Genomic DNA, 26,659 nt, shown 5'->3' with positions numbered 1-26,659 from the left:
TCGCGAGCGCGCGAAGACGCAGTCCACAGCCGCATGCAAGCCCGCCATCAGCTCAAGGGCTTCCTGCTGCGCCACGACGTGCGCTACAAGGGCAAGACCTCGTGGTGCGGTGCTTACTACCGCTGGCTGGCGACGCTGAACTTCGGCGCCGGCGCCGCCCAGACGGCGTTCACCGAATACTGGCAAGCCGTAACGGCGGCAGATGATCGCGCCGATCGGCTGACAAAGGCGTTGCAGGCCTCGATCGCTGGCTGGCGCTTCGAGCCGGTGGTCGGTGCGCTGCAGGCACTGCGTGGTGTCGCCGCGATCACGGCGATTGGCCTGGTGGCCGAGATCGGCGACCTCGGGCGCTTTGCCCATCCGCGCAAGCTCATGGGCTACCTCGGGCTGGTTCCCTCAGAGCATTCCAGCGGCGAGCGCACGAGCCGCGGCAGCATCACCAAGACGGGCAACGCGCACGCACGCCGGCTACTGACCGAGGCCGCCTGGAACTATCGCTTCAAGGCGCGCATCTGCAAACAGGCACAGATTCGACAACAGGATTTGTCCGAACCGATACGAAGGATGGCCTGGACGGCGCAGCTGCGGCTGACTCAGCGGTTTGCCGCTTTGAATGCGCGTGGCTTGCAAGCCAACAAGGCCTGCGTCGCGGTCGCAAGGGAACTGGCCGGCTTCGTCTGGGCTATCGGCATGCAGGCGCAGCGCGAGAAAGCCGAGGCAACCTGAAGAAACGGAGAAACCCGGATCGATCTGGCGATGCGATACGAGCAACGATAGGGCAACCCTCGAGGCTCCTACAAGGGCACCGCAAGGCAGATCCCCGATCCTAGAGCGAGGTAGGCCCGCGACGAATCGATGAAGTGCTGGTAACCAATCCGCGGATATGAGTCTGATTCATCGTCGCTGCAACGCTCGTGTCGCATCACCCGATCGATCCCAAACCAAAAACCATGCGCTAACACTATTGACAGTGGCGACCATATGAGGAGTCTGGGCGGCAGACGGTTTGCAGCGGGCAATGGGCGCTTGACGCGACTCGAGTCGTGGGTTGGTGCGGTGGGAGTGCCAGGGGTCGCAATTGCGAGGCCCGAGAGAGCGTTCTGAGCCTGCGCAGACCCTCAAGCCGTCTGCATCGTCGCCATTCTTCGCAGATTCAACGCCATGCACACGAGTTTCCATTCGGCTTGCACTCGGTCCAGTCCGCGCATGCTGAACTGACGGAACCCCAAGACGTTCTTGATCCAGCCGTTCGGTGGTTCGGCCAGCCATTTGCGGCGGCGGTACGCGTCGCGCGCCTCTGGCGTCTTCATCTTCGCCACCATCGCTGCGGTGAGCGGCAGCGATGTCTCGTTGATCGCTCGGTGCTCCTTGCCTTCGCGCCCGATGGCCACTACCAGGTCTGTGCAACCGGCAAGCGCCGTGAACACGGCTTCGCTGCGGTAGCCCGCATCGGCCAGCGTCTGCTCGGGATATGCACCCAGCGTGTCCTTGACGGCCTCCAGCATCGTGGGCAGTTCGCGCACGTCCGAGGCGTTGTTGATCAACTCGGCCGCCACGATGATGTGGGCCCTGTCGTCCACGGCGGTCTGGGCGTTGTAGGCCGGGTCGAACCCGCCGCCGGCGCGCTGCATGATGCGGCTGTCGGGATCGGTGAAGTTGTCCTGATCCTTGTCCTTGGGCACGCCGAAGGGCCGGCTGTAGCGCCCGCCCTTGGGCTTGCCGTCCTTGCCGCGCGGCTTCTGGTCGTCGTCGTCGCTGCGCCCGCGTTCGAGGTCGGCTTCGCGTTGGCGCGCCTCCAGCCGGGCGCGCGCTGCGGCGATGGCATCGAGCCGGTCCTGGCGTCGCGCGATCTCCGCCGGGATGTCCAAGTCCGGCTCGTTCTTCTCGGCTTCATCGGCCGCACGGGCCTTGTTCAGCAAAGCCTGGATCTGGGCCTTCAACTCGGCTTCGGCCTTGAGCATGTGACCGTAGCTCATCGCCTTGTGGCGGCTCGCGTTGGCCTTGACCTTGGTGCCGTCCACCGCGATCGTGCCGAGCTTGACCAAGCCCATCTCGCGCGCCAGGCGCACCACCTGCACGAACAACTCTGCGAGTTCCTTCAGGTGGAGGGCACGAAAGTCGCGGATCGTGCGGTGCGCAGGGAAGTTGCGCGCCGCCAGCACCCGGAACGCCACGTCCTCGTGCAGCTTGCGCGCGATCTTGCGTGAGCTGAACACGCCCGTGGCGTAGCCGTAGACCAGCACCTTGACCATCATGGCCGGGTGGAACGGCTGGTTGCGTGGGCCGTCCTTGTCGTAGCGCGCATGGAAGGCGCCAAGGTCGAGTCCGTCCACGGCGTCGCTGATGAAGTGCGCCAGGTGCCCTTCGGGCAACCATTCCTGCAGCGTCTCGGGGAGCAGCATCATCTGCTGCGGCTCGTAGGGAAGGTAGTTCGCGGCCATCGCCAATCAACGAACTACGCCCCGCTCAAGACGACAGGACTGTCGCTCTGCCGCCCAGACTCCTAGCTCGCAGGGCTCGGGTCCCCGCGGGCCCGTCAGGCGCCTCCGCGCCCAAGACGTAAATCAGTGTAAGTGCCTAGGGTTAATACCTATCTCGCGGGCCGAGCCGCGGATTATTCTTCGTCCATCGTTTCATTAATAAATCAGTGTTTTATTAGTGAAACAAAACAGAAGCCAACCCGCAGCATCCACCATGACCTCCATCAGCGCCACCGCCGATCCCGCCAGCCTGCAAGCCTTGCTTGCCGAACTGCCCGCGAGCCTGCTCGCGGGCCGGCGCGTGCTGGTGACCGGCGCGGCGCGCGGCCTGGGGCTCGCGTTCGCGAAGTGCATCGCATCGGCGGGCGCCGCTGTCGTGCTCGCGGACATCCTCGGCGAACTCGCCCAGGCCGAGGCGCAGGCCCTGCGTGAGGCGGGACACACGGCGCACGCGGTGACGGTCGACCTGTGCGACCCGGCATCGATCGCCCGCGCCGCTGTCGATGCGGCCGGCCTGCTCGGCGGACTCGACGGACTGGTGAACAACGCCGCCATCACCAATTCGGGCGGCCGCGATGCGCATGCCCTCGACATCGAGGTCTGGGACCGCGTGATGGACGTTAACGTGCGCGGCACCTGGCTCATGAGCCGCGCCTGCCAGCCCGCGCTGGCCAAGAGCGGCCGCGGCGCCATCGTCAACCTGGCCTCCGACACCGCGCTGTGGGGCGCGCCGAACCTGCTGGCCTACGCATCGAGCAAGGGCGCCGTCATCTCGATGACGCGCTCGCTGGCGCGCGAGTGGGGCGGCGAGGGGATCACGGTCAACGCCATCGCGCCCGGCCTGACGCTGGTGGAAGCGACCGAATACGTGCCCATGGCGCGGCACCAGAAATACCTGGAGGGCCGGGCCATCCCGCGCGAACAGCAGGCGGTCGACGTCTGCGGCGCGGTCCTGTTTGCCCTCTCCGGCCTCTCGCGCTTCGTGACCGGCCAGCTGCTCGCCGTCAACGGCGGCTTCGTGATGCACTGATTTTTTTTCGACGAAGGAGATTCTCGTGAGCGATTTGTCCGAACAACAGAAGATCGACGCCTCCGGCGCGACACTGCGGCGCCCTGAGGGCGCCAGTCTCGAAGCGTGGATGAACACGCGCATCGCGCGCTATTCGACGCGCAAGTACGACTGGGACGCGCTGAAGTTCCAGGCCGATCTCGACCCCAAGTTCCGCCGCGCGCAGATGCGCTATGTGGGCACGGGCGGCACCGGCGTCGCCAAGGACGTCAACACCGTGCCGGCCGAGCACTTCACCTTCTCCACCATGGTCATCCCGGCCGGCCATGAGGGCCCGCCGCACCTGCACACCGACGTGGAGGAAGTGTTCTTCCTCATTCGCGGCAAGCTCAAGGTCGTGATCGAGAAGGACGGCGAGCGCTTCGAGACCATCATGACCGACCGCGACCTGATCTCCGTGCCGCCGGGCGTCTATCGCGAGGAGATCAACATCGGCGACGAGGACGCGCTGATGTGCGTGATGCTCGGTGCCCGGACACCGGTGACGCCGACCTATCCGGCCGACCATCCGCTGGCCAAGGTCAAGCGCTGAGAGGCCGCGATGAGTGAAGCCGTCGCCATGAACGCGCAGACCCTGCCGCCCTCCGAGCTGGCCCGGCTCGACGCGCGCTTTCCGGCGCGCCTCGTGCCGGTGGGCGAGGGCGCGGCGGTCTCGGTGCGCGCGTGCGGCACGGGGCCGGTCGTGGTCTGCCTGCACGGCATCGGCTCGGGCGCGGCCTCGTGGCTCGACACCGCATGCCTGCTCGCGCCCCATGCGCGCCTCATCGCATGGGATGCGCCGGGCTACGGCGATTCCACGCCGGTCGCGGCCATGGTGCCGAACGCGGCGGACTACGCGGCGCGGCTGCACGCCCTGCTGGATGCGCTGGACATCGAATCCTGCGTGCTGGTCGGGCATTCGCTGGGCGCGCTCATCGCCGCGTCGGCGGCGCGTCCGGGCTCGGCGCTCGCCGCGCGCATCCGGCGGCTGGTGCTGATCAGCCCGGCGAGCGGCTATGGCGCCCCCGGCCAGGCCGAGGCCCGCCAGCGCGTGCGCTCCCAGCGCCTCGAATCACTGGAGCAGCTCGGCATCGCCGGCATGGCCGCGCAGCGCTCGGGCCGGCTGCTGTCCGGCGGCGCGAACGAACGCGCACGCCAATGGGTGCGCTGGAACATGGCGTGCCTGAACGCGCCGGGCTATCTCCAGGCCATCGAGCTGTTGTGCGGCGCGGACCTGCTGGCCGACCTGCCGCCGGCAATGCCCGTGCGCGTGGCGTGCGGCGCGCTCGACATCGTCACCCCGCCCGCGGCGTGCGCCGAGGTCGCGAAGAAGTGCGGCGTGCCGCTGGAATTGCTGGCCGACRCCGGCCATGCGAGCTACGTCGAGCGGCCCGCCGCCGTCGCCGCGCTGCTGCTCAAGACGCTGTCCGCCTGAACAGCCCCCACAACCAAGAACCATCGACGACCCATGACCCCACAAGACAACGACGCATCGGAAGAGGGCACGGACCGCTACAACGTCCCCGCGCTCGAACGCGGCCTGCGCGTGCTGTGCGAGTTCAGCCGCGAGAGCCGCACGCTCTCCGCGCCCGAGCTCGCGCGCCGCTTCGACCTGCCGCGCTCGACGGTGTTCCGGCTGCTGACCACGCTCGAGAACATGGGCTTTCTCGAACGCGCCGAAGGCGGCCGCGACTACCGGCTCGGCCTGGCCGTGCTCCGCCTCGGCTTCGAATACCTGGCCTCGCTGGAGCTCACCCAGCTCGGCACGCCGCTGCTGCAGCGCCTGTGCGACGAGTTGCGCACGCCCTGCAACCTCGTGGTTCGCGACGGCCGCTCGATCGTCTACGTGGCGAAGGTCGCTCCGCCCACGCCCTTTGCCAGCTCGGTCACCGTGGGCACCCGCCTGCCCGCGCATGCCACGGTGCTCGGCCGCGTCCTGCTCGAAGACCTGACGCTGCCGCAGCTGCGCGCGCTCTACCCCGAGGACAAGCTCGAGATCTATTCGCCGAGCACGCCGAAGACGGTCAACGAACTGTTCGACCTGGTCCAGGCCGACCGCAACCGCGGCTATGTGCTGAGCGAAGGCTTCTTCGAATCGAACATCTCCACCATCGCGTCGCCGGTGCGCGACCACAGCGGCCACATCGTGGCGGCGCTCGGCGCGACGATCAACGCCGGCCACATCGACGAGAGCCGGATCGACGAGATGGTGCAGCGCGTGCGCGAAACCGCCGATGCCATCTCCGGCGTCCTCAACTATTCGCCCGCGGCCGGGGCGAAGGTGGTTCCGCTGCGGGGCGCGGGCCGCGCCTGAGCACGGGAGCAACACGACCATGACCTCCCCCTCGTCCACCTTCTTCGCCGCCGACGCGCTGGCCGGTCGCGTGGCCGTCGTCACCGGCGGCTCCTCCGGCATCGGCCTGGCGACGGTCGAACTGCTGCTGGACTGCGGCGCCGCCGTGGCGCTGTGCGGCCGCGATGCGGATCGGCTCGACCGCGCCGTCTCGGCGCTGCGTGCCACACGTCCGCAAGCCAGGCTCTTCGCTCGCACCTGCGACGTGCTCGACGGGGCCTCGGTGCAGGCCTTCGCCGCGGCGAGCGAGGCCGCGCTGGGCCCGGCCTCCATGCTGGTCAACAACGCCGGGCAGGGGCGCGTCTCCACCTTCGCCGACACCGACGATGCGGCCTGGACCGAGGAGCTGCGACTGAAGTTCTTCTCGGTCATCCACCCCACGCGCGCCTTCCTGCCGCAGCTCGCCGCCCAGCGCGCCGTGCTCGGCGATGCCGCCATCGTCTGCGCCAATTCGCTGCTCGCGCGCCAGCCCGAAGCGCACATGGTCGCGACCTCGGCCGCCCGCGCCGGGCTGCTGAATCTCGTGCGCTCGATGGCCACCGAGTTCGCTCCGCAAGGCGTGCGCGTCAACGGCATCCTGATCGGCCTGGTCGAGTCCGGCCAGTGGCGCCGGCGCTTCGAGGCCCGCGAGCAGACCGGTCTCGACTGGCCCGCCTGGAGCCGCCAGCTCGCGCAGGCCAAACATATTCCGCTGGGTCGCCTGGGGCTTCCGATCGAAGCCGCCCGCGCGATTCTTTTCCTCGCTTCGCCCCTCGCGTCCTACACGACGGGCAGCCACATCGACATCTCTGGAGGCCATTCCCGTCATGCATAACCCTCAAAACACAGTCACGGTCGGCGCAGTCGTCGCGGCCTTCCTCGAACAATGCGGCGTCAAGGCGGCGTTCGGTGTGATCTCGATCCACAACATGCCGATCCTCGATGCCTTCGCGCAGCGCGGCGCCATCCGCTTCGTGCCGGCGCGCGGCGAGGCCGGCGCGGGCAACATGGCCGACGCCTATGCGCGCTCGACCGCCAGCCTCGGCGTGTGCCTCACCAGCACCGGACCGGCCGCCGGCAACATCGCGGGCAGCATGGTCGAGGCGCTGACGGCCGGTGCGCCGCTGCTGCACATCACCGGCCAGATCGAGACGCCCTACATCGACAAGGGCATGTCGTACATCCATGAGGCGCCGGAGCAGCTCGCGATGCTCAAGGCGGTGTCGAAGGCGGCCTTCCGCGTGCGCAGCGTGGAGACCGTGCTCGGCACGCTCAAGCGCGCCGTGCAGGTGGCGCTGACGGCGCCCACCGGCCCCGTCAGCGTCGAGATCCCGATCGACATCCAGTCCGCGCTCGTCACGATGCCGGCCGACCTCTCGCCGCTGCCGATCGAGGCGGCCGTGCCCTCCGCCGCCGCGCTCGATGCGCTGGCGCAGCGGCTCGCCGCCGCCAGGCGTCCGATGCTGTGGGTCGGGGGCGGCGCGCGCCATGCGGCGGCGGCGATCCGGCGCCTGCAGAAGCTCGGCTTCGGCGTGGTCACGACCACGCAGGGGCGCGGCACGGTGGCCGAAGACGATGCGGGCTCGCTCGGCGCCTACAACATCCAGAAGCCGGTGGAGGCGCTCTACCAGACCTGCGACGCGATGCTGGTGGTCGGCTCGCGCCTGCGCGGCAACGAGACGCTCAAGTACGAGCTCAAGCTGCCGCGCCCGCTCTACCGCATCGACGCCGATGCGGCCGCGGAGGGGCGCTGCTATGCCACGGAGGCCTTCGTCTGCGGCGACGCGGCGCTGGCGCTCGACGGACTGGCCGACCGGCTCGAAGCCGCGCAATACCAGGCCGACCCGGCGCTGCTGGCCGACCTGCGCGCCGCGCATCAGCAGGCCGTCGCCACGCTGACGGATGGCCTCGGCCCCTATGCCGAACTCGTGCGCCAGCTCCAGGCCGCGGCCGGGCGCAACTTCAACTGGGTGCGCGACGTGACGGTGTCCAACAGCACCTGGGGCAACCGCGAGCTGCGCATCTTCGAACCCGGCGCCGGCGTCCACGCCACCGGTGGCGGCATCGGGCAGGGCATGCCGATGGCGATCGGCGCCGCCGTCGGCGCCGCCGTGACCGGCTCGGGCCGCAAGACCTTCTGCCTGGCCGGCGACGGCGGCTTCATCCTGAACCTGGGCGAGCTGGCCACCGTGGTGCAGGAGAAGGCGGACCTGCTGATCGTGCTCATGAACGACAAGGGCTACGGCGTCATCAAGAACATCCAGGACGTGCAGTACGGCGGGCGCCGCTGCTATGCCGACCTGCACACGCCCGACTACGCGATGCTCTGCAAGTCGCTGGCGCTGCCGCATGCCCGCGTGCAGAGCCTGGATGCCTTGCCCGCGCGCCTGGGCGACGCGCTGGCCGCGCCGGGCCCCTTCCTGCTCGAGATCGACATGCTGTCGATCGGGGGCTTCAAGAGCACCTTCTCGGGCCCGCCGACCAACACCATCACGCAGATCCCGGCGCTCGGCCAGACCGCGGCGGCCGTCGAGTAAGCCATGACTCGCCAAGCCGTTTCCATGACGACTGCCGCGGAGTGCGGCGCGGGTGTGGGCCCCGTGACCGCGCTGCGCGTCGCGCTCATCGGCTGCGGTGCCATCGGCACCTCGATGCTGGAGTTGCTCCAGGACGATCCGGCCCTGACGATCGCGGCCATCGTCGTGGCGTCCGACGCCGCGGCCGCGGCGGGGGCAACCGCCTTGCGCCTCGCCCCGCGCGCGCAGATCCTTTCCAGCGTGCCGGCGGAGGGCATCGACCTGGTGGTTGAAGCCGCCGGCCATGCGGCGATCGAGCAGCACGTGCTGCCGGCGCTGCGCCGCGGAACGCCGTGCGTGGTGGCCTCGGTGGGCGCGCTGTCGGCGCGCGGCCTGGCGGAAGAACTCGAGTTGTCGGCGATCGCCGGCAAGACGCAGGTGCAGCTGATCGCGGGCGCGATCGGCGCGATCGATGCGCTGGCCGCGGCGCGCATCGGCGGGCTGGACAGCGTGCGCTATACCGGCCGCAAGCCGCCCGGCGCGTGGAAGGGCACGCCGGCCGAGCAAGGCCGCGACCTCGATGCGCTGACGCGAGAGACCGTGATCTTCGAGGGCAGCGCCCGCGAGGCCGCCTCGCTCTATCCGAAGAACGCCAACGTGGCGGCAACGGTGTCGCTCGCCGGCCTGGGCCTCGACCGCACCCACGTGCGCCTGGTGGCCGATCCGGGCGTCACGGAGAACGTCCACGTGGTCGAGGCCGACGGCGCCTTCGGCAGCTTCGAACTGACGATGCGCAACAAGGCGCTCGCGGCCAACCCCAAGACCTCCGCGCTGACCGTCTACAGCGCCGTGCGCGCGCTGCGCAACCGCGTGGCGGCGCTCGCGATCTGAAACGAGACCTCCCATGATTTCATCCGAGCCTCTTCATCTCGACATCGCGGGCGAATGGCGCCTGGGCGGCGGCGACGTCTACGAGAGCCTTTATCCGGCGACCGGCGAGCCGATCGCGCGCGTGGGGGCCGCGAGCCTGGCCGATGTCGACGAAGCCATCACGCGCGCGCACCAGGCCTTCCTCACGAGCGACTGGGCACAGCGCCTGCCGCATGAACGCGCGGCGGTGCTGCACCGCGTGGCGCAGCTGATCCGCGAGCGGGGCGAGGCGCTGGCGCAGAAGCAGCGCCTGGACAACGGCAAGCCCATCAGCGAGACGCGCAACCTGGTGGCGAGCGCCGCCGGCACCTTCCAGTTTTTCGCCGCCGCGCTGGAGACGCTGGAAGAGGCCATCACGCCCTCGCGCGGCGCCTTCGTCACGATGAGCGTGCACGAGCCGATGGGCGTGGTGGCCGCCATCACGCCCTGGAACTCGCCCATCGCGAGCGAGGCGCAGAAGCTGGCCCCGGCGCTCGCGGCGGGCAACGCGGTGGTCGTGAAGCCGGCCGAAGTCACGCCGCTGATGGCGCTCGAACTCGCGCGCATCTGCGAAGAGGCCGGCGTGCCCAGGGGCATGGTCAGCGTGCTGCCGGGCAAGGGCTCGGTCATCGGCGATGCGATCACCCGGCATCCGCTGGTCAAGCGCGTGTCCTTCACGGGCGGCACCGCGACCGGGAAGCACATCGCCCACATCGCGGCCGACAAGATGATGCCGGTGTCGCTCGAACTCGGCGGCAAGTCGCCCACCATGGTGCTGGAGGACGCCGACCTCGACCATGCGGTCAACGGCGTGCTCTACGGCATCTTCAGCTCGTCGGGCGAGTCGTGCATCGCGGGCTCGCGGCTGTTCGTGGCGCGGTCGATCTACGACGAGTTCCTGACGCGCCTGGCCGAGGGCGCCAACGCGCTGCGCGTGGGCGACCCCGCTTCGGAGAACACGCAGATGGGCCCGCTGATCACGGCGCGGCATCGCGAAGGCATCGAGCGCTACGTGGAGCTCGGGGTGTCGGAGGGCGGTCGCATCCGCACGGGCGGCGTGCGGCCGCACGGCGGCGGCCTCGACCGCGGCTATTTCTACAAGCCGACCATCCTCGAAGGCCTCACCAACAGCGCCCACACCAGCCAGGAAGAGATCTTCGGGCCGGTGCTGGTCGCGATGCCCTTCGACAGCGAAGAGGATCTGATCGCGCAGGCCAACGACAGCGTGTACGCGCTCGCCGCCGGCGTGTGGAGCAGGGACTTCAAGCGCGCCTGGCGGCTCGGCCGCGCGGTGCAGGCCGGGACCGTCTGGGTCAACACCTACAAGCAGTTCTCGGTCTCGACCCCCTTCGGCGGCTGGCGCGACAGCGGCCTGGGCCGCGAAAAGGGCCGCGAAGGCATCTTCCAGTACATGGAGCAGAAGAGCATGTACTGGGGCACCAACGAGCTGCCCTTGCCCTGGGCGAATTGAGGAGGAAGATCACCATGAGCGTTCTGGGCATCGATCAGATCACCTACGGGGCGGACGAGCTCCCCGTCTGCCGCGGCTTCTTCCTCGACTGGGGCCTGACGCTCAAGTCCGAGGCCGCCGATGAACTCGTCTTCGAATGCCTCAACGGCTGCCGTGTCGTCGTCGCGGCGTCGAACAAGCCCGGGCTGCCGCCGGCGATGGAGGAGGGCCCGACGCTGCGCGAGGTGGTGTGGGGCGTCGAGAGCGACGCCGAGCTCGATCGCCATGCCGCCGCGATCGCCGGCGAGCCCGGCTTCGTCGACGGCATCGTCGATGGCGCGCGCCGCGTCGGCTGCACCGACCCGAACGGCCTGGCCGTGCGCCTGCAAGTCAGCCGCAAGCACCCGGTCGCGGTCGAATGCGCCGCGATGAACACCTGGAACGCCAAGCCCCGCATCGACCAGCCCGCGCCGATCTACGAGCGCGCGACGCCGATCGAAGTCGGCCACGTGGTGTTCTTCGTCAGCGACGTGAAGACGACGGCCGCGTTCTACCGCGAGCGCTTCGGCTTCGTGGCCTCGGACAGCTACCCCAACCGCGGTGCCTTCATGCGCTGCTCGGCGGAGGGCGGCCACCATGACCTCTTCCTGCTGCAACTGCCTTCGGCCAAGCGCGGGCTGAACCATGTGGCCTTCACCGTGCGCGACATCCACGAGGTCTTCGGCGGCGGCCTGCACTTCTCGCGCCGCGGCTGGGAGACGCAGCTCGGTCCGGGCCGTCATCCGATCTCCTCGGCTTATTTCTGGTACTTCAAGAATCCGGCCGGCGGCCTGATCGAGTACTACGCCGACGAAGACCAGCTCACCGGCGAATGGCAGCCGCGCGAATTCGAACCGGGCCCCACCGTGTTCGCCGAATGGGCGGTCGACGGCGGCCTGGACGGCAACACCCGCCGCCAGAAGAACGTCGAAGGCCCCCAAGGCAAGTTCCTCACCGAAAAGAAATGACCCACCTCATCATGATCCGACGCACCTCCTTCATCCGCATCCTCGGCACGGCGCTGCTGGCCGCCGCGGCCCTTGGCTCCGCGCACGCACAGGGCGATGCGCAGAAGCGGCTCGCGAGCGACCGCTTCACCATCGTCTCGCCGTTCCCGCCCGGCGGCCCGGTCGACACGCTGGCGCGCATTCTTTCCCAGGGGCTCGCGAAGCGCTACGGGCAGCCGGTCGTGGTCGAGAACCTCGCCGGCGCGGCGGGCAACATCGGCATGGAGAAGGTCAAGCGCGCCAAGCCCGACGGCCACACGCTGCTGGTGGTGCCCGCGGGCAACCTCACGATCGACCCGAGCCTGATGACGAGCTTCCCGTTCAACATCGGGAAGGACTTCGTGCCGGTCACCATGCTCGTGAAGGCGCCCAATGTGCTGGTGACCTCGCCTTCGTCGGGCATCAGGAGCGCCAAGGACCTGGTGGCACAGGCGAAGGCCAGGCCCAACAGCCTGTCTTATGCCTCGCCGGGCGTGGGCAGCGGCCTGCACCTGGCGGGCGAGCTGTTCAAGCAGCAGGCCGGCGTCGATCTGCTGCACGTGCCTTACAAGGGCACGCCACAGGCCATCAACGACGTGCTCGGCGGCGCCGTGCCGCTGATGTTCAGCAACCTGCCCGCCGCGCTGCCCTTCATCCAGAGCGGCAAGCTCGTCGCACTGGGCGTGACCGATGCCCGTCGCACGCCGATCGCACCCGGCATCCCGACGCTGGACGAGCAGGGCATCCCGGGCGTGAACGTGACCTCCTGGTACGGCCTTCTCGTGCCGGCCGGAACGCCGCCGGCCCTCGTCGAGCAGCTTGCCGGCGATGCGGCCGACATCCTGGCCGCGCCCGATGTGCGCCAGAACCTCAAGGCGCAGGGCATGACCGACGCCGCGATGAAGCCGGCCGAGTTCGCGGCCGCGATTCGCGACGAGACAGCCGTGTGGGCCGGGATCATCAAGGCCCGCCACATCGTCGCCGATTGAGCGACGCCATCCCCGCTTTCCGACGACCCGATCTTTTCCGATGGAGCGAACCATGACCGACCGTTACCTCGAAGCCCACCAGGCGCGCCAGCGCACCCCCACCACCTACGAAGACCTGCTGGGCGACGCGATCGAGCGCGCCTTCGCGGCCGGCATCCACGATCTGCCCGGCCTCGTCGAGCATCTCAACCAGAGCGGCCTGGCCAGCCCCAGCGGCCAGCTCTGGACCGAGGCCATCTACCGCGAAGAGATGGCCGCCCTCGGCGCCTGAGTCTTCGCGACGATTCTCTCTTCCACCCACGAGGAACCATCATGAACACCCCCCACGATGATCCGGTCGACCACCTGCTCGAGATCGGCCTGAAGAATCTCTGGTATCCGATCTGCCCGTCGAACTTCATCAAGGAGTCGCCCGTCTCGCTGCGCCGGCTCGGCCGCAAGTTCGCGTTCTGGCGCGACCACGGCGGCAAGCTGCACGCGCTGGAAGACCGCTGCCCGCACCGCGGCGCGCCGCTGTCGCAGGGCGTGGTGCTCGGCGACCGCCTGTCCTGCCCGTACCACGGCGTCGAAGTCCGTTGCGACGGCGTCGTCACGCGCGTGCCGGGCAGCCCGGGCTGCAAGCTGGAGGGCTCGCAGGCCACGCGCTTCTATCACGTCGAGGAGCGCGCCGGCGCGGTGTGGCTCTACAACGGCAAGGAGTCGGTGGAGACGCCGCCGCCGCTGGTGCTGCCCGAGCAGTTGACCGACGACGCGCAGTACTCCAGCTTCCTCTGCTATGCGGAATGGAAGGGCGACTACCGCTACGTGCTGGACAACGTGATGGACCCGATGCACGGCACCTTCCTGCACAAGCAGTCGCACTCCATGGCCGAGGGCGATTCCACCGCCAAGTTCGGCATCCGCGCGACCGACGAGGGTTTCGTGTTCGAGAAGGAAGGCCAGCGCAACGTCAACTTCGACTGGACGGAATGGGCCGATACGGGCGTGCACTGGATGCGCCTGGAGATCCCCTATCCGAAGACCGGCGGCCCCGGCGGCAACTTCATCATCGTCGGCAGCTACACGCCGATCTCGCCGACGCTCTCGTGCGCCTTCCACTGGCGGGTTCGCAAGCTGCCGGCCGGCTGGGAACGCGACACCTGGCGCTTTCTCTACAAGAACCGCCTCGAGGCGCGCCACTGGCACGTGCTGGAGCAGGACCGCGTGCTGATCGAGAACATGGAGCCCGATGCCAACCGGCACGAGCAGCTCTACCAGCACGACCTGGGCATCGTGCGCCTGCGCCGGCACCTGCGCGGGCTGGCGCAGCAGCAGCTCGAGGGCGCGACCGCGCCATGAACACGCCAGCCACGACGCCGCTGCCACGCATCGGGATCGACCCGCGCACGGCCCACTGAATCGATTCTTCGAGGTTCCCGCCATGTCTTCTCCCACGCTGAACGCCCTGGTGCACACGATGCGCTACGAGGCCGACGGCATCGTCAGCGTCGAGTTCCGCCCGGCCACGCCCGAGGTGGAGTTCCCCGCCTTCGAGGCCGGCTCCCACATCGACCTGCACCTGCCCAATGGCCTGGTGCGCAGCTACTCGCTGTGCAACCCCTCGACCGACCGCCAGCGCTACGTGGTCGGCGTGCTCAACGACCGCAAGAGCCGTGGCGGCTCGCGCTACGTGCACCAGCAGCTGCGCGTGGGCATGACGCTGGCGATCTCGGTGCCGCGCAACAACTTCAGGCTGGAAGAGGGCGCCGAGCGCTCGGTGCTGGTGGCCGGCGGCATCGGCGTGACGCCGATCTGGTGCATGCTGCAGCGCCTGGTCGCCATCGGCAAGCCGGTCGAGCTGATCTACTGCGCGCGTGCCCGCAAGGAGGCGGCCTTCCGAGAGGCGATCGCGGCGCTGGCCTCGGAGAAGTCGGTCCGCCTCACCTGGCACTTCGACGAAGAGAAGGGCGGGCCGCCCGATCTCGCCGCGCTGCTGGCGGGCAAGGGCGCCGACAGCCACTACTACTGCTGCGGGCCGACGCCGATGCTCGACGGCTTCGAGAAGACCTGCGAGAAGCTCGGCTACGCGCATGCCCACATCGAACGCTTCGCGGCCGTGCACGTCGAGGCGCCGAGCGCCGTGCAGAGCTACGTGGTGGAGTGCGCGAAGAGCGGCAAGACCGTCGAGGTGCCGCCCGGCAAGTCGATCCTCGACAGCCTGATCGACGCCGGCCTCAACCCCGACCACAGCTGCAAGGAAGGCGTCTGCGGGGCCTGCGAGACCAAGGTGCTCGCCGGCGAGATCGACCACCACGACGGCATCCTCACCAAGCTGGAGCGGGCGTCGAACAAGACCATGATGATTTGTGTCTCGGGGTGCAGGCGCGGCCCGCTCGTACTCGACATCTGAGGCCGATGGATCTGCCGCACCGTGCAACCCATTCACAGGAGTGAAGCAATGCAAGCCAGAGTATTTCGTTGGTATGGCGTCATCACGTTGTTCGTGATCGTGGCCATTTCCTATGTCGACCGGATCAACATCGCGGTTCTGATCACCGATCCCGCGTTTCTCCAGCATGCGGGGATCGCACAGGCGGACCGGTTCAGCCAGGGGCTGCTGGCCACCGCCTTCATGGTGGGCTATGGCGTCTCCGCGTTCGTTCTCACGCCCTTCTGCGCGGCGCTGTTCGGCGTGCGCAAGAGCCTGATCTTCGGCTTGATCGTGTGGGGTGTCGTTACCTTCATCACGCCCTGGTTCACGGGCTACGGCATGCTGCTCGCGTCGCGCATCCTGCTCGGGGTGTCCGAGGGGCCCTTGTTCTCGCTGGCCTCGTCCTACATCAAGGCGCACTACGAAAGCCACGAGAACGGCAAGCCCAATTCCTTCGTGAACATGGGCACCGGCCTGGGCCTGGCGCTCGGCTATCCGCTGATCGGCTACCTGCTCGCCACCTTCCATTGGGACATGTCCTTCTATGTGCTGGGCCTGCTGAACATCGCCCTGGGCATTCCGCTGGTGATCGCATTCGTGCGCATGCCGGCCAGCCTTGCCAACCCGGCCAGGCCGCGCTCCTTCGGCGAGGCCATGGCACGCGTGGCCGGCGTCGCCAGGGGCGCGCTGCACACGCGCCACCTGATCCTGGTGACGGTGCTGACCTCGGCGGCCCTGGCCTATCTCTGGGGCGGCAGCAACTGGCTGCCGGCCTACCTGAAGGAGGCGCGCGGCTTCTCGCTCAGGGAGATGGGCTGGCTCGCATCCTTGCCCCAGTACGCCACGGTGCTGGCCGTGCTGCTGGGAGGCGTGATCATCGACAAGATCGATCGCCAGCGGGTCCCCTTCATCTTCATGGCGGCGAGCGCGGGCGTGGCGCTGTCGGTGCTGCTGGCGATCAATGCCCAGGACCGCTACTGGGCGGCCTACGCGCTGATCGCGGCCAACTTCTTCTGGGGCCTGCAGAGCCCGGCCATCCCCAGCACGGTCCAGTATTGCTCGCGCCCCGAGCACGTCGCCAGCGCCTTCGGCGTCGTCAACGGCACGGGCAGCCTGGTCGCGGGGTTCATGCCGGCACTGATGGGCAGCGTGATCAGCGCGGTGTCGGCCGGGCCCGGCGCATCGGGCGGCGCGGCGGCGGGCTTCTTCGCCGGCTTCTCGCTGCTGATCGGCACGCAAGCGGTTGTCTTCGTGTGCGGCTTCGTGCTTTGGCTGCGTGAGCGCAAGCTGGTCATGTCAGGCATGAGCGCGACGCCGGCCTGACAGGTCGATCGGGCGTGCCGCCGATCGCGACAGCGCGCTGCGGCGGGGTGGGGTGGGATGAGCGCGTTTCGGATGTTGCGGGAGACCCTCGCAACCAGGGGACGGAATCGTGATGAAATCGGGCGCTCGCACTGGAACTTGCCCAAGCTGCATGCAGCGTCGGTTGCGCAATATGCGTTGCGGCAATTCAGTAGGTCTTTTGTTACCCAACCGCAACCTTTCCGATCACATGAAAATATCCACCCTTGCAACAGCGGTCCTCGGCCTGGGAATGGGTCTCTCCGGCGCCGCGCACGCCATCGATGTCGGCGTCGGTATCAATATCGGCGTACCTGCGCCGGTGTATGTGGCGCCGGCGCCAGTCTATGTGGCGCCGGGCCCCGTGGTCATCGGCTGGCACGGGGACCGTTACTACGATGGTCGTCGCTACTGGGCGCGCCGTGAGTGGGAAGAACGCCATCGCCACTATGAACGGCGTGACCGCGACTACGACCGAGGCTATGACAGGGACTACCGCCATGGTCGCGAGCACTGCCCGCCCGGGCACGCGCGCAAGGGCGAGTGCTAGGCAAGCATCGACCGGCAAGGGGCGAGGAGATCGCGTACGGTCAATGGGGTGGTCTTCAGCGAGACTTCCCCCCTGGCAGCATCGTCAGAAGCACGCCGTCCTTGAGTACCACGTGATGGAAGATGGCCGCAACGGCGTGCAGGCCGGCCAGCCACATGATGGCGTCGCCCAGGAATTGGTGCACGTCGCCCCAGTCCGCCAGTTTCGCGATGCCGGATTCCGCAATGAAAGGCATCCGATCGATGCGCACGCCGCCCAGCAGCGTCAGGGGATGGCTCTCGCTGCCCAGGGCGAGGAGGGCGGTGGCCGGCAATGCAAGAAGCAGCACCCACAGCACCACGTGCGTCAGCCTGGCCGTCAGTTCCATCCATCCGGCCATCGGGATGCGCGGCGCGGCCGGGCGCACTGCGAGCCAGAGCAGGCGCAGCACGGTCAGCACGAGGATGAAGATGCCCAGGGATTCGTGCCAGACGATGTCGCTTCGGGTGGCGGGGTCGACCCCTTGGCGCATCAGGCGGCCGAAACCACCCGGCCCGAGGATGAAGGCGATGGTCACTACGATGGCCGTGAGCCAATGGAGCGCCCGGCTGAGCGGGTCATAGCGGGGAGCGAACTGCTGATGCATGGGATTGCCAGTGAGTTGGATGCGAGCGCTCCGATGTTAGCCGCCGATGAGCGACAGTCGGGCAATTCGATCGTCACCTGGACGGGGCCCGGCGCGCAGAACGCCTCCATCCCCGAATCGATCCTCCCCAGCAGGTGGATGCCGCCGCTGATCGTCTGGCCGTCATGGCGGTAGAAGATCGCCAGGTCGGGCCCGGGTGCCCAGCAGACGATGTCGCCGACCTCATAGGCCTGGGTCCGCGTCCCCCGGCCCGAAATGGCGCAGGGCAGAGGGCCGAATTTCTCCCTCTTGAACAGATCGTGCATCGTGATCGTCAGCGGGAGCATGGCGACGAATTCCCGCGCCGTGTCGTTGTCGGCCAGGGTGGCCGGAATGACCCTGCCGTTTAGTTTCAGTTGGATCTTCATGGTGGACATCGCTCGTCTGTTCATGTGCTCATTCGGCCCAGCTGGAGCTCGCGCAGGCGCTTGACGTCGCGCGCGGGGGGCGAACCGAAGAATCGGCTGTATTCGCGGTTGAACTGCGACTGGCTCTCGTAGCCCACGCGGTGTCCCGCCGTGGCGGCATCCACGTGTTCGCTGATCATGATGCGCCGCGACTCCTGCAGGCGCAGCTGCTTCTGGAACTGCAGCGGGCTCATCGCGGTGACCGCCTTGAAGTGCTGGTGCAGCGAAGACACGCTCATGTGGACCGCGTCCGCCAGTTCTTCGACTCGAAGCGGCTCCTGGAAGCGCTGCGAGAGCACGCTGATGGCCTGGGCGACCCGCTGGCTGTGGCTGTCGACCACGGCCATTTGGGCCAGCCGCCAGCCATCGGGCGACTTCAGCAGGCGATACAGGATTTCCCGGGTAACGAGCGGCGCCAGGGCCGGCACGTCTTCGGGCGAGTCCAGCAGCCGCGTCAGTCGCAGCAGGGGGTCGAGCAGCGCGGTGGATAGTTCGCCCGTGAAGATGCCGCGCTGCGATGCGCGCCTCGGGAGGGCTTCGCCGAGCTTGAGGTCCAGAGCGAGTGCCGCGATGTCCCTGACGTCGAAGCTCAGCCGCAGGCCCAGGTACGGTGCTTCCGGCGACGCGTCGACCACCTGGCCGGAGACGGGCAGGTTCTGCGCCACCACCAGGTACTGGCTGCTGTCGTAGATGTAGACCTCTTCACCGAGCAGGACCCGCTTGCTGCCTTGCGCCAGCACGCAGAAGGCCGGTTCGTGTATCGCGTGGACGGGATGCTGCATCTGCGAAACCCGGGCCAGGGCGAGGCGCGGGAGCGCCGTCTCGTGGGCGCCGTCGGTGACCGTCAGGCGGTCGATGGCCGCGGCGAGTTCGGCCCGCATCACGGTGGCCTGGAGTTGATCGACAGGGCGGGCGCCGCGCTGCGCGGTGTGGGTGGATGTCAGCATGGCCCGAAGCTTAGGCATCTGGTCGCCGCTTGTCTCGGCTCCGGAGCATCAGCCGGACGATCGTGCAAACATCTTCAAGAATCCTGCAAGCGGCGCGAGGGCTATCTGCGTTTCCTGCCGCTCCACATCGCGCCGATCAGGTTCTCGCGGTGGCGCCAGCTCATGAATGCCACGCCCGACAGATGCAGGGCGGCCAGCGCCACCAGCGTCCAGGCCGAGAGGCGGTGGGTCTGCTCGAGCCAGCCCAGGCCCCAGAAGCGATCGGTGGTGTAGAGGATGCCGGAGATGCACACGATCGCCAGACAGGCCAGAAGCGCCAGCACCATCCAGCCGCCCAGCGGGTTGTGGCCGAGGTAGCGGGCTTCGCTGCCTTCGACGAGCCGGCGCGCATAGCCCAGGACCGCGCGCGGCCCGCGCACGAAACTCGCGAAGCGCGCATGACGCCTCCCGAGGACGCCCCAGACAGCGCGCGCCGAAGCGATCGACAGGGCGGCGTAGCCGCTGGCGATGTGCAGCGAAAGCCGCTCCTCGCCGGCCCACCACGACCCGGCCACGGCGAGCACGAGGCCCCAGTGCAGGAGCCGCTGCGCCGGATCCCACACGCGCGCACGATCGCGCGTGCCGGGTGTCGTCTCGCGCATGCTCAGTCCGGCTGCTTCACCTCGCCGACCTTGGCGAGGGTCTTCGGGTGGAAGAAGGCCTCCGTCCGGCGCCCGGCGGCGTCGAAGCCGTAGACCTCGTAGCAGCCGTTGAAGTTCTTGATCTGGCGGACTTTCCAGCCCTCCTCGGTCAGCTTGCGCTGGAGCTCCATCTGGGGCTTCATTTCGACCTTGGGCACGGGCTCGCAGCGGACCGCGTCGTGCGCGACGATCTGCGCGCCGGCGGCCGCCGCCCATCCAACCAGTAACACAGCCGCCACCGGGCGGGCGAGGGAAGATGCAGACATGGGAGATTCCTCGATGCGTGGAGTGCCGCGATGGTGCTCAGACGTCGAGCCACATGCGCAGCAGGTTGTGATAGGTGCTGGTGAGGCCGATCACGCCGGAATCGGTCTCGCCACAGGTGCTGCGCAGATGGCGCAGGTGGTTGTCCATGTCGAACAGCAGCCTGCGCTGCTCGTCGCTGCGGACCATGCTCTGGATCCAGAAGTAGCTTGCGACGCGGAAGCCGCGGGTCACCGGCAGCACCCGATGCACGCTGGTGCCCGGGTAGAGCACCATGTCGCCGGCCGCGAGCTTCACGCGCTGTTCGCCGAACGTGTCCTCGATCACCAGTTCGCCCCCGTCGTAGTCCTGCGGCTCGCTCAGGAAGAGCGTGCACGAGACATCGGTGCGCACGCGCCCCGCGCCGTTGCGCAGGAAGCGCACGGCGCTGTCGACGTGGTTGCCGAAGGCGTTCGAGGCGCCGCCATAGCGATTGAAGAGCGGCGGCGAGATCTGCTTGGGCAACGCCGCCGAGAAGAAGACCTGGTGCCGCTCCAGTCCGGCCAGCAGCAGTTGCTGGACAGCGCGGGTCTGCTCGCAGTCCTCGCGCAGCTGCTGGTTGTTCTTCGCGCGCGCGGACTGCTCGCCGGCCGTCAGGCGTCCGTCCTCCCAGGGGGCGCCCGAGAGAATCTCGTTGGCGCGCCTGACTTCTTCGCGCGAGAGCACTTCACGCACGTGCAGCAGCATGGGTTGGTCTTTCTCTCAGAAGCGCACCCCGACGGTGGCTTGCACCGTGCGCTGGGTGCCGGGGATCACGAAGCCCGGATAGAGCTGGTCGCCGTAGAGCTTGTTGGCCACGTTGAGCACGTTGAGCTGGGCGAAGACATCCGGGGTGAACTTGTATTCGAGCATGACATCGCCGGCCACATAGCCCGGTACGTAGGCCGTGGTGGAAGCCGCGCCGGTCGCGCCCTGCAGCGGCCGGTTCTCCGACGCGCCGCGCAGGCCGCCCGCCAGGCGCAGCTTCGACGTCGCCTGGTAGCTCAGCCAGACCGCGCCGCTGTTCTTCGGCGTGAGGCCGACGCGCTGGCCGAGGATCGCCTGCTGCGTGCTGCCGGCGGCGTCGATCTTCGCCACCGGGATGTAGGCGTACGAGGCATAGAGCTCCCACTGCGGCGTGAGGCGGCCCACCACTTCGAGTTCGAGACCCTGCGAATGGCGCTTGCCCGAGAGCAGATAGCTGGTGCCGGCGAAGTCGGAATCCGTGGTGCGCTCGTTGTACTTCTCGGTGCGGAACAAGGCCGCGCGGGTCGACAGCCTGCCGTCCAGCCAGTCGAGCTTGGCGCCGATCTCGATGTTGCGGCTCTTCTCGGGCGGGGTGCCGGCGTTCTGCGGCGTCACGTACTGGTAGGTGTCGGCGGAAGTGTTGAAGGAGGTGCTGTACGACAGGTGGTAGGACTGCGTCTGCGAAGGCTGGAAGAGCAGGCCGGTGCGGTAGCTGAAGACCGAATCCGACAGGCTCGTGCGCGTGACGGCGCTGGGCACGGTCGCATTCGAGTTCGCATAGGCGATCTGGCTGAAGTCGCCGCTGAAGCGGTCCCAGCGCAGGCCGCCCAGCAGCTTCCAGTGAGGCGCCACCTGGAACAGGTCCTGGATGTAGGCGCCGAAGCTGTTGGCCGCATAGTCGCTGGTCTTGCGGTAGAGCGGCGACAGCGGCGCGTTGTAGCCATCGTCGGGCTGGCCGACGCGCGTCGCGCCCTTGTAGTAGTTGGTGCCCACCGGGCCGTAGGCGCCGAAGCGATCCGCCGATTCGCGCGAGGCGTCGACGCCCGTGATGATCTCGTGCTTCATGCCCGCGAGCGTGAAGGTGTTGCTGTAGTCGCTCTGGAAGTAGGTGCCGTTGTACTCATCCTTGCGCGGCGCGAGGCCGTTGCGCAGCACGTAGATGTTCGGGCCCAGGTTGGCGCCGGTGACCGCGCCGCCGGCCGGGCAGGCGCCCGCGGCGGTCGGCGCCAGGTTGCAGAAGCTCGCCGTCGAGCTCCATTGCGAACGCTCGAAGGTGCCGCTGCGCAGTTGCGAGCGCAGCTGGCCGCCGTCGTCGAAGGTGTGCAGCCACGACCCCGTGCCGTAGCTCGCCTTGCCGCGCACGTAGTCGCTGGCGGCGCCGTAGAAGTTGCCGGGCTTTATGTCGGCGATCGAGCTTTGCGCGATGCCGTTGGCGAATCGACCGTTGGCGAGATAGCGCTGGCCCGCCGGCGGGACGTTGTCGACGTCGAGGTAGTACGCGCCGACCGTGAACTCGTCGCGCGAGCCGAGGCCCCAGCTGTACGAGGGCGCGATGCCGTACTTGTCGATCTTCGCGCCGCCGTTGTCGGCCTTGTTCCACATGCCGTTGATGCGCAGGGCGGCGTCTTCGCCCACGCGCTTGTTCATGTCGACCGTCGTGCGGTAGAAGCCTTGCGATCCGACGGTGCCGACCAGGTCGGTCTGGTCCGCGAGCAGCGGCTTCTTCGTCACCTGGTTGATCACGCCGCCCGTGGAGCCGCGGCCGAAGATCATCGAGGCCGACCCGCGCAGCACCTCGATGCGGTCGAGGTTGAAGGTGTCGCGGTCGTACTGCGACGGATCGCGCATGCCGTCGATCAGCAGATCGCCCACGGTGGCGACCGGGAAGCCGCGCAGGCGGATGTCCTGGTCGGTGCCGTTCTCGGTCGCGGCGAAGGTGATGCCGGCCGAGTAGTGAAGCGCTTCCTTGAGCGTGTCGAGCCGGGCGTCGTCGATCAGCTTCTCGGTGATGACGTTGATCGACTGCGGGATATCGCGGATGTCCTGCGTGCCCTTGCCGATGTGGGTCTTCCGGGTCTGCAGCTGGTCCTTGCCCTGGACCTCGGCTTCCCCGGTCACCGTGACGGTGCTCAGGGTTGCGCCGTGGCCCGTGCCGGCCGCGGGCGTGTCCTGCGCCCAGCTGCTGACCGAGGCGGCGAGCATCAGCGCGCCCAGGGGGAATGCCGCGGCTTCAGCCGAGCGTGTGGAACGAGGACGGGAAACGGGGTGGGAAGTTGCCCTTCGAGGGCGAGGATTTCGAGCCAATCTGGCCTCCATGGAAACGCGAGCAGGTCGCGCGGGTGGAAGGCTGGCTACCGTCGATACGGGATTGGCTTGCCGGGTTGCAAATGCGAACGGAGTATACGATTTCACCTCGCACGCGGCACTTCAACCCCACGAACACACGGCCTATATCTCGTCGGATCGCACGTCGGAGTGACCGGCGGGCCTGGCGTCGGTTGTTCTCGTTGTTCGTCTCGCCAGTCCGCTCGCCAGGGCAACGCCGGGGACGACGAGTGCAAGGGCGATCAGGGTGTCGCTCGTGATGGGTTCGTGAAGCATCCACGCCGCGCCCAGCGTCGTCACCACCGGGACCAGCGCCAATGTCAACGAAGCGCTGGACGCGCCCAGTCTCGCGATCGTGGCGGTGTAGACCACCACGCCCAGCACGCCCGCGATGAGGCCCTGTGCCAGGGCTTGTATCGCGATGTCGTGCCAAGGTGCGCTGGCGAGCTTCGGCAGGCCGTAGCCGATCAGCAGCGGGATCAGGAGAACGGTCGAGCACCCGTTGACGAATGCCGCGCCTTGCCATGGCGTCATGTCGCAGCGCTTGAAGGAAAGCGAGTAGGCGGCCCAGAGCACCGCCGCGAGGACGAAGAGAATGTCACCGCGCCAACTCGACGATGCATCGGCCAGACTGCCTTGGGCGAAGACGAGCATGCCGCAGGTGATGCACGCAAGGCCGAAGGCGCGCCAGAGGCCGATCCTTTCGCCGCGCAGCGCCCAGGCCGCAACGACGGTGAAGAGCGGCACCCCGCCGGCCAGCACCACGCCGATGTGCGCCGCAGGTGCCCATCGGGCGCCTGCCAGCACGAGAAGACCGAACGGCAATCCACCGCCGAGGACCATCACGACGAGAGCGGGGCGCGACGCGGTCAGCGGGAGGAACCCTCTCCTGAAATGAAGGGGGCCCAGCAACAGGGTGGGAATTCCATAGCGCATGAGCGCCAGATCGAGAGGCCCCAGCGTGGTGGTCACCCCATAGCGCGACACAAGCTGCCAGCCGCTGCCGATGACGATGGCGGCAGACGCAGCAAGCAAGCCAAGCAGGAGGTTGCGGTTCATGCGCCCGAGTATGACGGCGACGATTCGGTTCCACGCCATCGAGGCATGGCCGTGGTCAGTGGGATTGCCAGTATTGGCCGGCGGCCGTTGGAAATGTCGACAGCACCTTGTCGAGCGCCGCTTCATCGATGTTTCGCCGCAAGGCCGTGGCGACGTCCTGGATGGCCGTGTCGGGCGCAAAGTTGTGAGCGGCTCGCAAGGCCTGGACTTCGCGGGTCATCGCTGCGCGATCGACTCGTCGCCATCGGCGTGAGCCGCTCAGAGCATCTTTCGATAGACCACGAAGCCGGATTTTTCGGCCAGCTTGTCGTAAAGCGTCATCGCCGTGTTGTTGGACTCGTGGGTCTGCCAGTAGACGCGCGCCGCGCCGGCCGCGCTCGCCCGCCGATAGACCTCCTGAATGAGCGCTCGTCCGACTCCCTTGCCCCTGGCTGCTTCGGCGGTGTAGAGGTCCTGCAGATAGCAGCTCGGGCCGATCTGAATGGTGCTGCGATGAAAGAGAAAGTGCGCGAGCCCGAGGAGACCCGAAGAGCCTTCGGCGACCAGCGCATGCACCGGTTCGTCGATGTCGAGGAAGCGCGCCCAGGTCGTGCGCGTGATGTCGAGCGGCAAGGCAGTCGCTCCGCTGCGGCCGTAGAACGCGTTGTAGCCGGCCCAGAGCGGCATCCAGGCGGCGAAGTCGCCGTCAGCGGCCGGGCGGATGAGGATCTCTTCAGGCATTCGGGCCTCGCTCGTAGCCTACGAACGGACCGAAGCAGACCGTGTCGCGCTCGAGACCGTCGATCATTTCATTTTGCTTGGGAAGTTGGTCGATGAACTCGGGCCAGGATCGCGCGACGTGGCTGGACCATTGGTGCGGATCAAGCCGGGTGATGGGCCCTTGGGTGTCCAGGAATTCGAAGCCCCGCGACGCCAACTTCGCCACTGCGAGCCTCACCGCGGACTCGTGATTCTCAGTCGTCACATAGGCCGAAACATAGGCGCCCGCAAGCGTCTTCGGCATGGCCGCATTCGAGCCTCGGCCAACCTTGAGGTTGACCAGGTACAAGCCACGCCCTGGCGCCGGCCGCTTTGACTTGAACAAGCCGAACATGGGTCTCTGTCTCTCCCCTGAACATTGGGACCGTATCGTAGCCTGCCGGCGAATGGCCAGGCAGGAGGCGCCGGAGTGGCAGTTGGCGGCCGCCTTTCGTGGCCTTTTTCATGCTTGCTGCAACACCGACCGTGTTGGCGACACCTGCTGAGAGGGAGTTGTGGCAAAAAGGGGCCGGCGAAAATCGCTGAAAGCTGCCCCCCATGAAAACCGGATCACCACGCCAGATTGCCACTCGACCACGCGCCGCGAAGAGGTGTGAGCGGCTCTTGGCCTGAGGGCGTTGGCTTCGATGGTCAGCAACTCCGATCCAGGTGGACAGGCAGATTCGCCTGTTCTGCGGGTTACCGGGCCCGAGGGGCGCCGCTACAGGCTCGGCGACGCGATGCACCTGTATGACGGCGAGACCTATTTCGGAGATGTCGAGTCGGTCCGCGCCAGTCTCGGCGGCCATGAAGTCGAGCTCGAGAACTTTCGCTACGCCAATATGCCGCTGCATCACCGCGCCCAAGTGGGCAGGTTGGTCCTGGCCGAGGTGCTCGAATTCATTTTTGGAACGTTCACGACCGTGCAGGCGGTGCGGGTGACGCTGTCCAGCAACATTGAACTGTTCCGAGGCGAGGGAATAGAGCTGGCAAGGATCCGGGCCGAACTGCTGCAGAGCGCGGGCTGCGAACACGTGACGACGGTTCCGAAGCCCCACGCCCGATATGTCGGCCACTTTGCAGTGAGCGCCATCTGGACTTACAGCAGCTTGAGCGTCGCGGCCCTCCAATCGGTGCTGCGGGCTGAGCGCGCGGCATATTGTCGGCGGGAGGAAGAGGCGAGCGCCCGGGACGCGGAGGATTCCGGGTTGAGCAAGGTCCTGCGGCGCCTCGTCGGGCGCCGGTAGCGGTGGGTGTCGCGCAGTCAACCCAGGCAGGCTGAGGCTGGTTGGGAAAAGTTCACATTTCTTACAAACTCTTGTATATTGATGACGACTCACCGCCTTGGCGCATGAGCGTTCCCTCTACAAAAGTTGTCAAGGAGCCATCCGATGGACTCGGACTTTCACCTCCGCAAGATTCAGACACTCGGCCCCCAGGCCGCAAAGATCGCGTTACGAATCATTGATGCCGACCCGCACATCCCTGCCGAATGGATCATGACCTTGCGCCCCGCGCTGGTGGAGCGCAGCAGCAGCTCCAAGGCCTTTGGAACCACCGACTGGATGACGATCGCCGCGATCGAGCGCCCCTTCATCCGTCGGTTCACCGAATTCTTCGAGAGCCGCGAGCAACGCCATGCGCGACTCTGGGTGACTAGCCTTCGGCGGGAGTCCCTGAAAGCCCCTCTCGCCTCGGTGCTCGAAAGCAATTACGGCGTGCTCTGATTGGCTCTGATTCGACGCCCGGGCCGGTGAACA

The 26,659-nt window shown here is 67.8% G+C and carries 30 protein-coding genes; 18 read left to right on the top strand and 12 right to left on the bottom strand.

Translation table 11 applies throughout. The features are described from left to right. The coding region (locus AC1DNF_RS26845) for an IS110 family RNA-guided transposase (RefSeq protein WP_478151699.1) at positions 1-726 on the top strand (726 nt) is incomplete at its 5' end. 392 nt (positions 727-1,118) lie between these two features. Here the strand turns inward: AC1DNF_RS26845 and AC1DNF_RS26840 are convergent. After that, on the bottom strand, positions 1,119-2,441 hold the full coding sequence (locus AC1DNF_RS26840) for an IS1182 family transposase (protein WP_478151698.1): 1,323 nt from the start codon (positions 2,439-2,441) through the stop codon (positions 1,119-1,121). Positions 2,442-2,694: 253 nt separating this feature from the next. On the opposite strand from AC1DNF_RS26840, the gene AC1DNF_RS26835 reads away from it, so the two are divergent. The 15 genes from AC1DNF_RS26835 to AC1DNF_RS26765 all read left to right on the top strand — a co-directional run bounded on the left by AC1DNF_RS26835 (position 2,695) and on the right by AC1DNF_RS26765 (position 17,050). Continuing rightward, on the top strand, positions 2,695-3,510 hold the full coding sequence (locus AC1DNF_RS26835; RefSeq protein ID WP_478151697.1) for an SDR family oxidoreductase: 816 nt from the start codon (positions 2,695-2,697) through the stop codon (positions 3,508-3,510). A gap of 25 nt (positions 3,511-3,535) precedes the next feature. Continuing rightward, positions 3,536-4,081, top strand: coding sequence for a cupin domain-containing protein (locus AC1DNF_RS26830; protein ID WP_478151696.1), 546 nt, complete (start codon positions 3,536-3,538; stop codon positions 4,079-4,081). A gap of 9 nt (positions 4,082-4,090) precedes the next feature. Beyond that, positions 4,091-4,963 (top strand): alpha/beta fold hydrolase, encoded by an 873-nt coding sequence (locus AC1DNF_RS26825; RefSeq protein ID WP_478151695.1) that lies wholly within the window; start codon positions 4,091-4,093, stop codon positions 4,961-4,963. A 33-nt stretch (positions 4,964-4,996) separates the two neighbouring features. Further along, positions 4,997-5,842 (top strand): IclR family transcriptional regulator, encoded by an 846-nt coding sequence (locus AC1DNF_RS26820; protein ID WP_478151694.1) that lies wholly within the window; start codon positions 4,997-4,999, stop codon positions 5,840-5,842. A gap of 19 nt (positions 5,843-5,861) precedes the next feature. After that, a complete protein-coding gene (locus tag AC1DNF_RS26815; RefSeq protein WP_478151693.1) occupies positions 5,862-6,695 on the top strand; it encodes an SDR family oxidoreductase in 834 nt (277 codons plus the stop codon). Then, positions 6,688-8,397 carry a thiamine pyrophosphate-binding protein gene (locus tag AC1DNF_RS26810; protein WP_478151692.1) on the top strand — a complete coding sequence of 570 codons (1,710 nt, stop codon included), beginning with the start codon at positions 6,688-6,690 and terminating at the stop codon, positions 8,395-8,397. Before AC1DNF_RS26815 ends, AC1DNF_RS26810 begins: the two co-directional genes overlap by 8 nt. A 24-nt stretch (positions 8,398-8,421) precedes the next feature. Continuing rightward, on the top strand, positions 8,422-9,267 hold the full coding sequence (locus tag AC1DNF_RS26805) for an aspartate dehydrogenase (RefSeq protein ID WP_478151691.1): 846 nt from the start codon (positions 8,422-8,424) through the stop codon (positions 9,265-9,267). A gap of 13 nt (positions 9,268-9,280) precedes the next feature. Further along, positions 9,281-10,756, top strand: coding sequence for an aldehyde dehydrogenase (locus AC1DNF_RS26800; RefSeq protein WP_478151690.1), 1,476 nt, complete (start codon positions 9,281-9,283; stop codon positions 10,754-10,756). Between the two features lie 14 nt (positions 10,757-10,770). Then, a complete protein-coding gene (locus AC1DNF_RS26795; RefSeq protein ID WP_478151689.1) occupies positions 10,771-11,742 on the top strand; it encodes a VOC family protein in 972 nt (323 codons plus the stop codon). Beyond that, positions 11,739-12,749 (top strand): Bug family tripartite tricarboxylate transporter substrate binding protein, encoded by a 1,011-nt coding sequence (locus AC1DNF_RS26790; protein ID WP_478151688.1) that lies wholly within the window; start codon positions 11,739-11,741, stop codon positions 12,747-12,749. The genes AC1DNF_RS26795 and AC1DNF_RS26790 overlap by 4 nt, the downstream gene beginning before the upstream one ends. 52 nt (positions 12,750-12,801) lie before the next feature. Further along, positions 12,802-13,020, top strand: a complete 219-nt coding sequence (locus AC1DNF_RS26785; RefSeq protein WP_478151687.1) for a recombinase-like helix-turn-helix domain-containing protein — start codon at positions 12,802-12,804, stop codon at positions 13,018-13,020. A 41-nt stretch (positions 13,021-13,061) separates the two neighbouring features. Beyond that, entirely contained in the window at positions 13,062-14,087 is a 1,026-nt protein-coding gene (locus tag AC1DNF_RS26780) for a Rieske 2Fe-2S domain-containing protein (RefSeq protein ID WP_478151686.1), read from the top strand. An 82-nt stretch (positions 14,088-14,169) separates the two neighbouring features. Then, positions 14,170-15,138 (top strand): PDR/VanB family oxidoreductase, encoded by a 969-nt coding sequence (locus tag AC1DNF_RS26775; protein ID WP_478151685.1) that lies wholly within the window; start codon positions 14,170-14,172, stop codon positions 15,136-15,138. 48 nt (positions 15,139-15,186) lie between these two features. Beyond that, positions 15,187-16,482 (top strand): MFS transporter, encoded by a 1,296-nt coding sequence (locus tag AC1DNF_RS26770; protein ID WP_478151684.1) that lies wholly within the window; start codon positions 15,187-15,189, stop codon positions 16,480-16,482. A gap of 229 nt (positions 16,483-16,711) precedes the next feature. Further along, positions 16,712-17,050, top strand: coding sequence for a PXPV repeat protein (locus tag AC1DNF_RS26765; protein WP_478151683.1), 339 nt, complete (start codon positions 16,712-16,714; stop codon positions 17,048-17,050). Positions 17,051-17,105: 55 nt separating this feature from the next. Here the strand turns inward: AC1DNF_RS26765 and AC1DNF_RS26760 are convergent, their stop codons facing one another. From AC1DNF_RS26760 to AC1DNF_RS26710, 11 genes are all read right to left on the bottom strand, one after another. After that, positions 17,106-17,675: a cytochrome b gene (locus AC1DNF_RS26760; RefSeq protein WP_478151682.1), complete on the bottom strand. Its 570-nt coding sequence runs from the start codon at positions 17,673-17,675 to the stop codon at positions 17,106-17,108. Further along, the gene (locus AC1DNF_RS26755; RefSeq protein WP_478151681.1) at positions 17,606-18,091 is read right to left on the bottom strand and encodes a cyclophilin-like fold protein; all 486 of its coding nucleotides are present in this window, start codon (positions 18,089-18,091) and stop codon (positions 17,606-17,608) included. The genes AC1DNF_RS26760 and AC1DNF_RS26755 overlap by 70 nt, the downstream gene beginning before the upstream one ends. Before the next feature lie 11 nt (positions 18,092-18,102). Next, positions 18,103-19,068, bottom strand: coding sequence for an AraC family transcriptional regulator (locus AC1DNF_RS26750; RefSeq protein ID WP_478151680.1), 966 nt, complete (start codon positions 19,066-19,068; stop codon positions 18,103-18,105). A gap of 101 nt (positions 19,069-19,169) precedes the next feature. Next, positions 19,170-19,709, bottom strand: coding sequence for a cytochrome b/b6 domain-containing protein (locus AC1DNF_RS26745; protein ID WP_478151679.1), 540 nt, complete (start codon positions 19,707-19,709; stop codon positions 19,170-19,172). Between the two features lie 2 nt (positions 19,710-19,711). Beyond that, positions 19,712-20,014, bottom strand: coding sequence for a PepSY domain-containing protein (locus AC1DNF_RS26740; protein WP_478151678.1), 303 nt, complete (start codon positions 20,012-20,014; stop codon positions 19,712-19,714). A gap of 37 nt (positions 20,015-20,051) precedes the next feature. Further along, complete coding sequence (locus AC1DNF_RS26735) at positions 20,052-20,738, bottom strand: Fe2+-dependent dioxygenase (RefSeq protein ID WP_478151677.1); 687 nt, start codon at positions 20,736-20,738, stop codon at positions 20,052-20,054. Positions 20,739-20,753: 15 nt separating this feature from the next. Then, entirely contained in the window at positions 20,754-22,979 is a 2,226-nt protein-coding gene (locus tag AC1DNF_RS26730; RefSeq protein WP_478151676.1) for a TonB-dependent receptor, read from the bottom strand. Positions 22,980-23,225: 246 nt separating this feature from the next. Further along, positions 23,226-24,161 (bottom strand): DMT family transporter, encoded by a 936-nt coding sequence (locus AC1DNF_RS26725; RefSeq protein WP_478151675.1) that lies wholly within the window; start codon positions 24,159-24,161, stop codon positions 23,226-23,228. Positions 24,162-24,216: 55 nt separating this feature from the next. After that, positions 24,217-24,381: a DUF2267 domain-containing protein gene (locus tag AC1DNF_RS26720; protein WP_478151674.1), complete on the bottom strand. Its 165-nt coding sequence runs from the start codon at positions 24,379-24,381 to the stop codon at positions 24,217-24,219. A gap of 38 nt (positions 24,382-24,419) precedes the next feature. Continuing rightward, positions 24,420-24,881, bottom strand: a complete 462-nt coding sequence (locus AC1DNF_RS26715) for an N-acetyltransferase family protein (protein ID WP_478151673.1) — start codon at positions 24,879-24,881, stop codon at positions 24,420-24,422. Continuing rightward, on the bottom strand, positions 24,874-25,254 hold the full coding sequence (locus tag AC1DNF_RS26710; RefSeq protein WP_478151672.1) for a hypothetical protein: 381 nt from the start codon (positions 25,252-25,254) through the stop codon (positions 24,874-24,876). The genes AC1DNF_RS26715 and AC1DNF_RS26710 overlap by 8 nt, the downstream gene beginning before the upstream one ends. A gap of 292 nt (positions 25,255-25,546) precedes the next feature. Between AC1DNF_RS26710 and AC1DNF_RS26705 the strand changes: the two genes are divergently transcribed. Continuing rightward, positions 25,547-26,146: a hypothetical protein gene (locus AC1DNF_RS26705; protein WP_478151671.1), complete on the top strand. Its 600-nt coding sequence runs from the start codon at positions 25,547-25,549 to the stop codon at positions 26,144-26,146. A gap of 144 nt (positions 26,147-26,290) precedes the next feature. Continuing rightward, the gene (locus tag AC1DNF_RS26700; RefSeq protein WP_478151670.1) at positions 26,291-26,626 is read left to right on the top strand and encodes a hypothetical protein; all 336 of its coding nucleotides are present in this window, start codon (positions 26,291-26,293) and stop codon (positions 26,624-26,626) included. The last annotated feature ends 33 nt before the right edge of the window (positions 26,627-26,659 follow it).

This window comes from Variovorax sp. 01T432, assembly GCF_056398605.1.
The sequence above is the reverse complement of the archived record's forward strand: the minus strand, read 5'-3'. Positions and strand labels throughout refer to the sequence as shown.

Coding starts and splice junctions, on each gene's coding strand:
- AC1DNF_RS26725 (WP_478151675.1), bottom strand. CDS start 24,161: ATGAACCGCAACCTCCTGCTTGGCTTGCTTGCTGCGTCTGCCGCCATC.
- AC1DNF_RS26800 (WP_478151690.1), top strand. CDS start 9,281: ATGATTTCATCCGAGCCTCTTCATCTCGACATCGCGGGCGAATGGCGC.
- AC1DNF_RS26805 (WP_478151691.1), top strand. CDS start 8,422: ATGACGACTGCCGCGGAGTGCGGCGCGGGTGTGGGCCCCGTGACCGCG.
- AC1DNF_RS26770 (WP_478151684.1), top strand. CDS start 15,187: ATGCAAGCCAGAGTATTTCGTTGGTATGGCGTCATCACGTTGTTCGTG.
- AC1DNF_RS26710 (WP_478151672.1), bottom strand. CDS start 25,254: ATGTTCGGCTTGTTCAAGTCAAAGCGGCCGGCGCCAGGGCGTGGCTTG.
- AC1DNF_RS26745 (WP_478151679.1), bottom strand. CDS start 19,709: ATGCGCGAGACGACACCCGGCACGCGCGATCGTGCGCGCGTGTGGGAT.
- AC1DNF_RS26765 (WP_478151683.1), top strand. CDS start 16,712: ATGAAAATATCCACCCTTGCAACAGCGGTCCTCGGCCTGGGAATGGGT.
- AC1DNF_RS26775 (WP_478151685.1), top strand. CDS start 14,170: ATGTCTTCTCCCACGCTGAACGCCCTGGTGCACACGATGCGCTACGAG.
- AC1DNF_RS26715 (WP_478151673.1), bottom strand. CDS start 24,881: ATGCCTGAAGAGATCCTCATCCGCCCGGCCGCTGACGGCGACTTCGCC.
- AC1DNF_RS26820 (WP_478151694.1), top strand. CDS start 4,997: ATGACCCCACAAGACAACGACGCATCGGAAGAGGGCACGGACCGCTAC.
- AC1DNF_RS26730 (WP_478151676.1), bottom strand. CDS start 22,979: ATGCTCGCCGCCTCGGTCAGCAGCTGGGCGCAGGACACGCCCGCGGCC.
- AC1DNF_RS26735 (WP_478151677.1), bottom strand. CDS start 20,738: ATGCTGCTGCACGTGCGTGAAGTGCTCTCGCGCGAAGAAGTCAGGCGC.
- AC1DNF_RS26755 (WP_478151681.1), bottom strand. CDS start 18,091: ATGTCCACCATGAAGATCCAACTGAAACTAAACGGCAGGGTCATTCCG.
- AC1DNF_RS26785 (WP_478151687.1), top strand. CDS start 12,802: ATGACCGACCGTTACCTCGAAGCCCACCAGGCGCGCCAGCGCACCCCC.
- AC1DNF_RS26810 (WP_478151692.1), top strand. CDS start 6,688: ATGCATAACCCTCAAAACACAGTCACGGTCGGCGCAGTCGTCGCGGCC.
- AC1DNF_RS26700 (WP_478151670.1), top strand. CDS start 26,291: ATGGACTCGGACTTTCACCTCCGCAAGATTCAGACACTCGGCCCCCAG.
- AC1DNF_RS26835 (WP_478151697.1), top strand. CDS start 2,695: ATGACCTCCATCAGCGCCACCGCCGATCCCGCCAGCCTGCAAGCCTTG.
- AC1DNF_RS26815 (WP_478151693.1), top strand. CDS start 5,862: ATGACCTCCCCCTCGTCCACCTTCTTCGCCGCCGACGCGCTGGCCGGT.
- AC1DNF_RS26780 (WP_478151686.1), top strand. CDS start 13,062: ATGAACACCCCCCACGATGATCCGGTCGACCACCTGCTCGAGATCGGC.
- AC1DNF_RS26840 (WP_478151698.1), bottom strand. CDS start 2,441: ATGGCCGCGAACTACCTTCCCTACGAGCCGCAGCAGATGATGCTGCTC.
- AC1DNF_RS26790 (WP_478151688.1), top strand. CDS start 11,739: ATGACCCACCTCATCATGATCCGACGCACCTCCTTCATCCGCATCCTC.
- AC1DNF_RS26750 (WP_478151680.1), bottom strand. CDS start 19,068: ATGCTGACATCCACCCACACCGCGCAGCGCGGCGCCCGCCCTGTCGAT.
- AC1DNF_RS26720 (WP_478151674.1), bottom strand. CDS start 24,381: ATGACCCGCGAAGTCCAGGCCTTGCGAGCCGCTCACAACTTTGCGCCC.
- AC1DNF_RS26705 (WP_478151671.1), top strand. CDS start 25,547: ATGGTCAGCAACTCCGATCCAGGTGGACAGGCAGATTCGCCTGTTCTG.
- AC1DNF_RS26795 (WP_478151689.1), top strand. CDS start 10,771: ATGAGCGTTCTGGGCATCGATCAGATCACCTACGGGGCGGACGAGCTC.
- AC1DNF_RS26760 (WP_478151682.1), bottom strand. CDS start 17,675: ATGCATCAGCAGTTCGCTCCCCGCTATGACCCGCTCAGCCGGGCGCTC.
- AC1DNF_RS26740 (WP_478151678.1), bottom strand. CDS start 20,014: ATGTCTGCATCTTCCCTCGCCCGCCCGGTGGCGGCTGTGTTACTGGTT.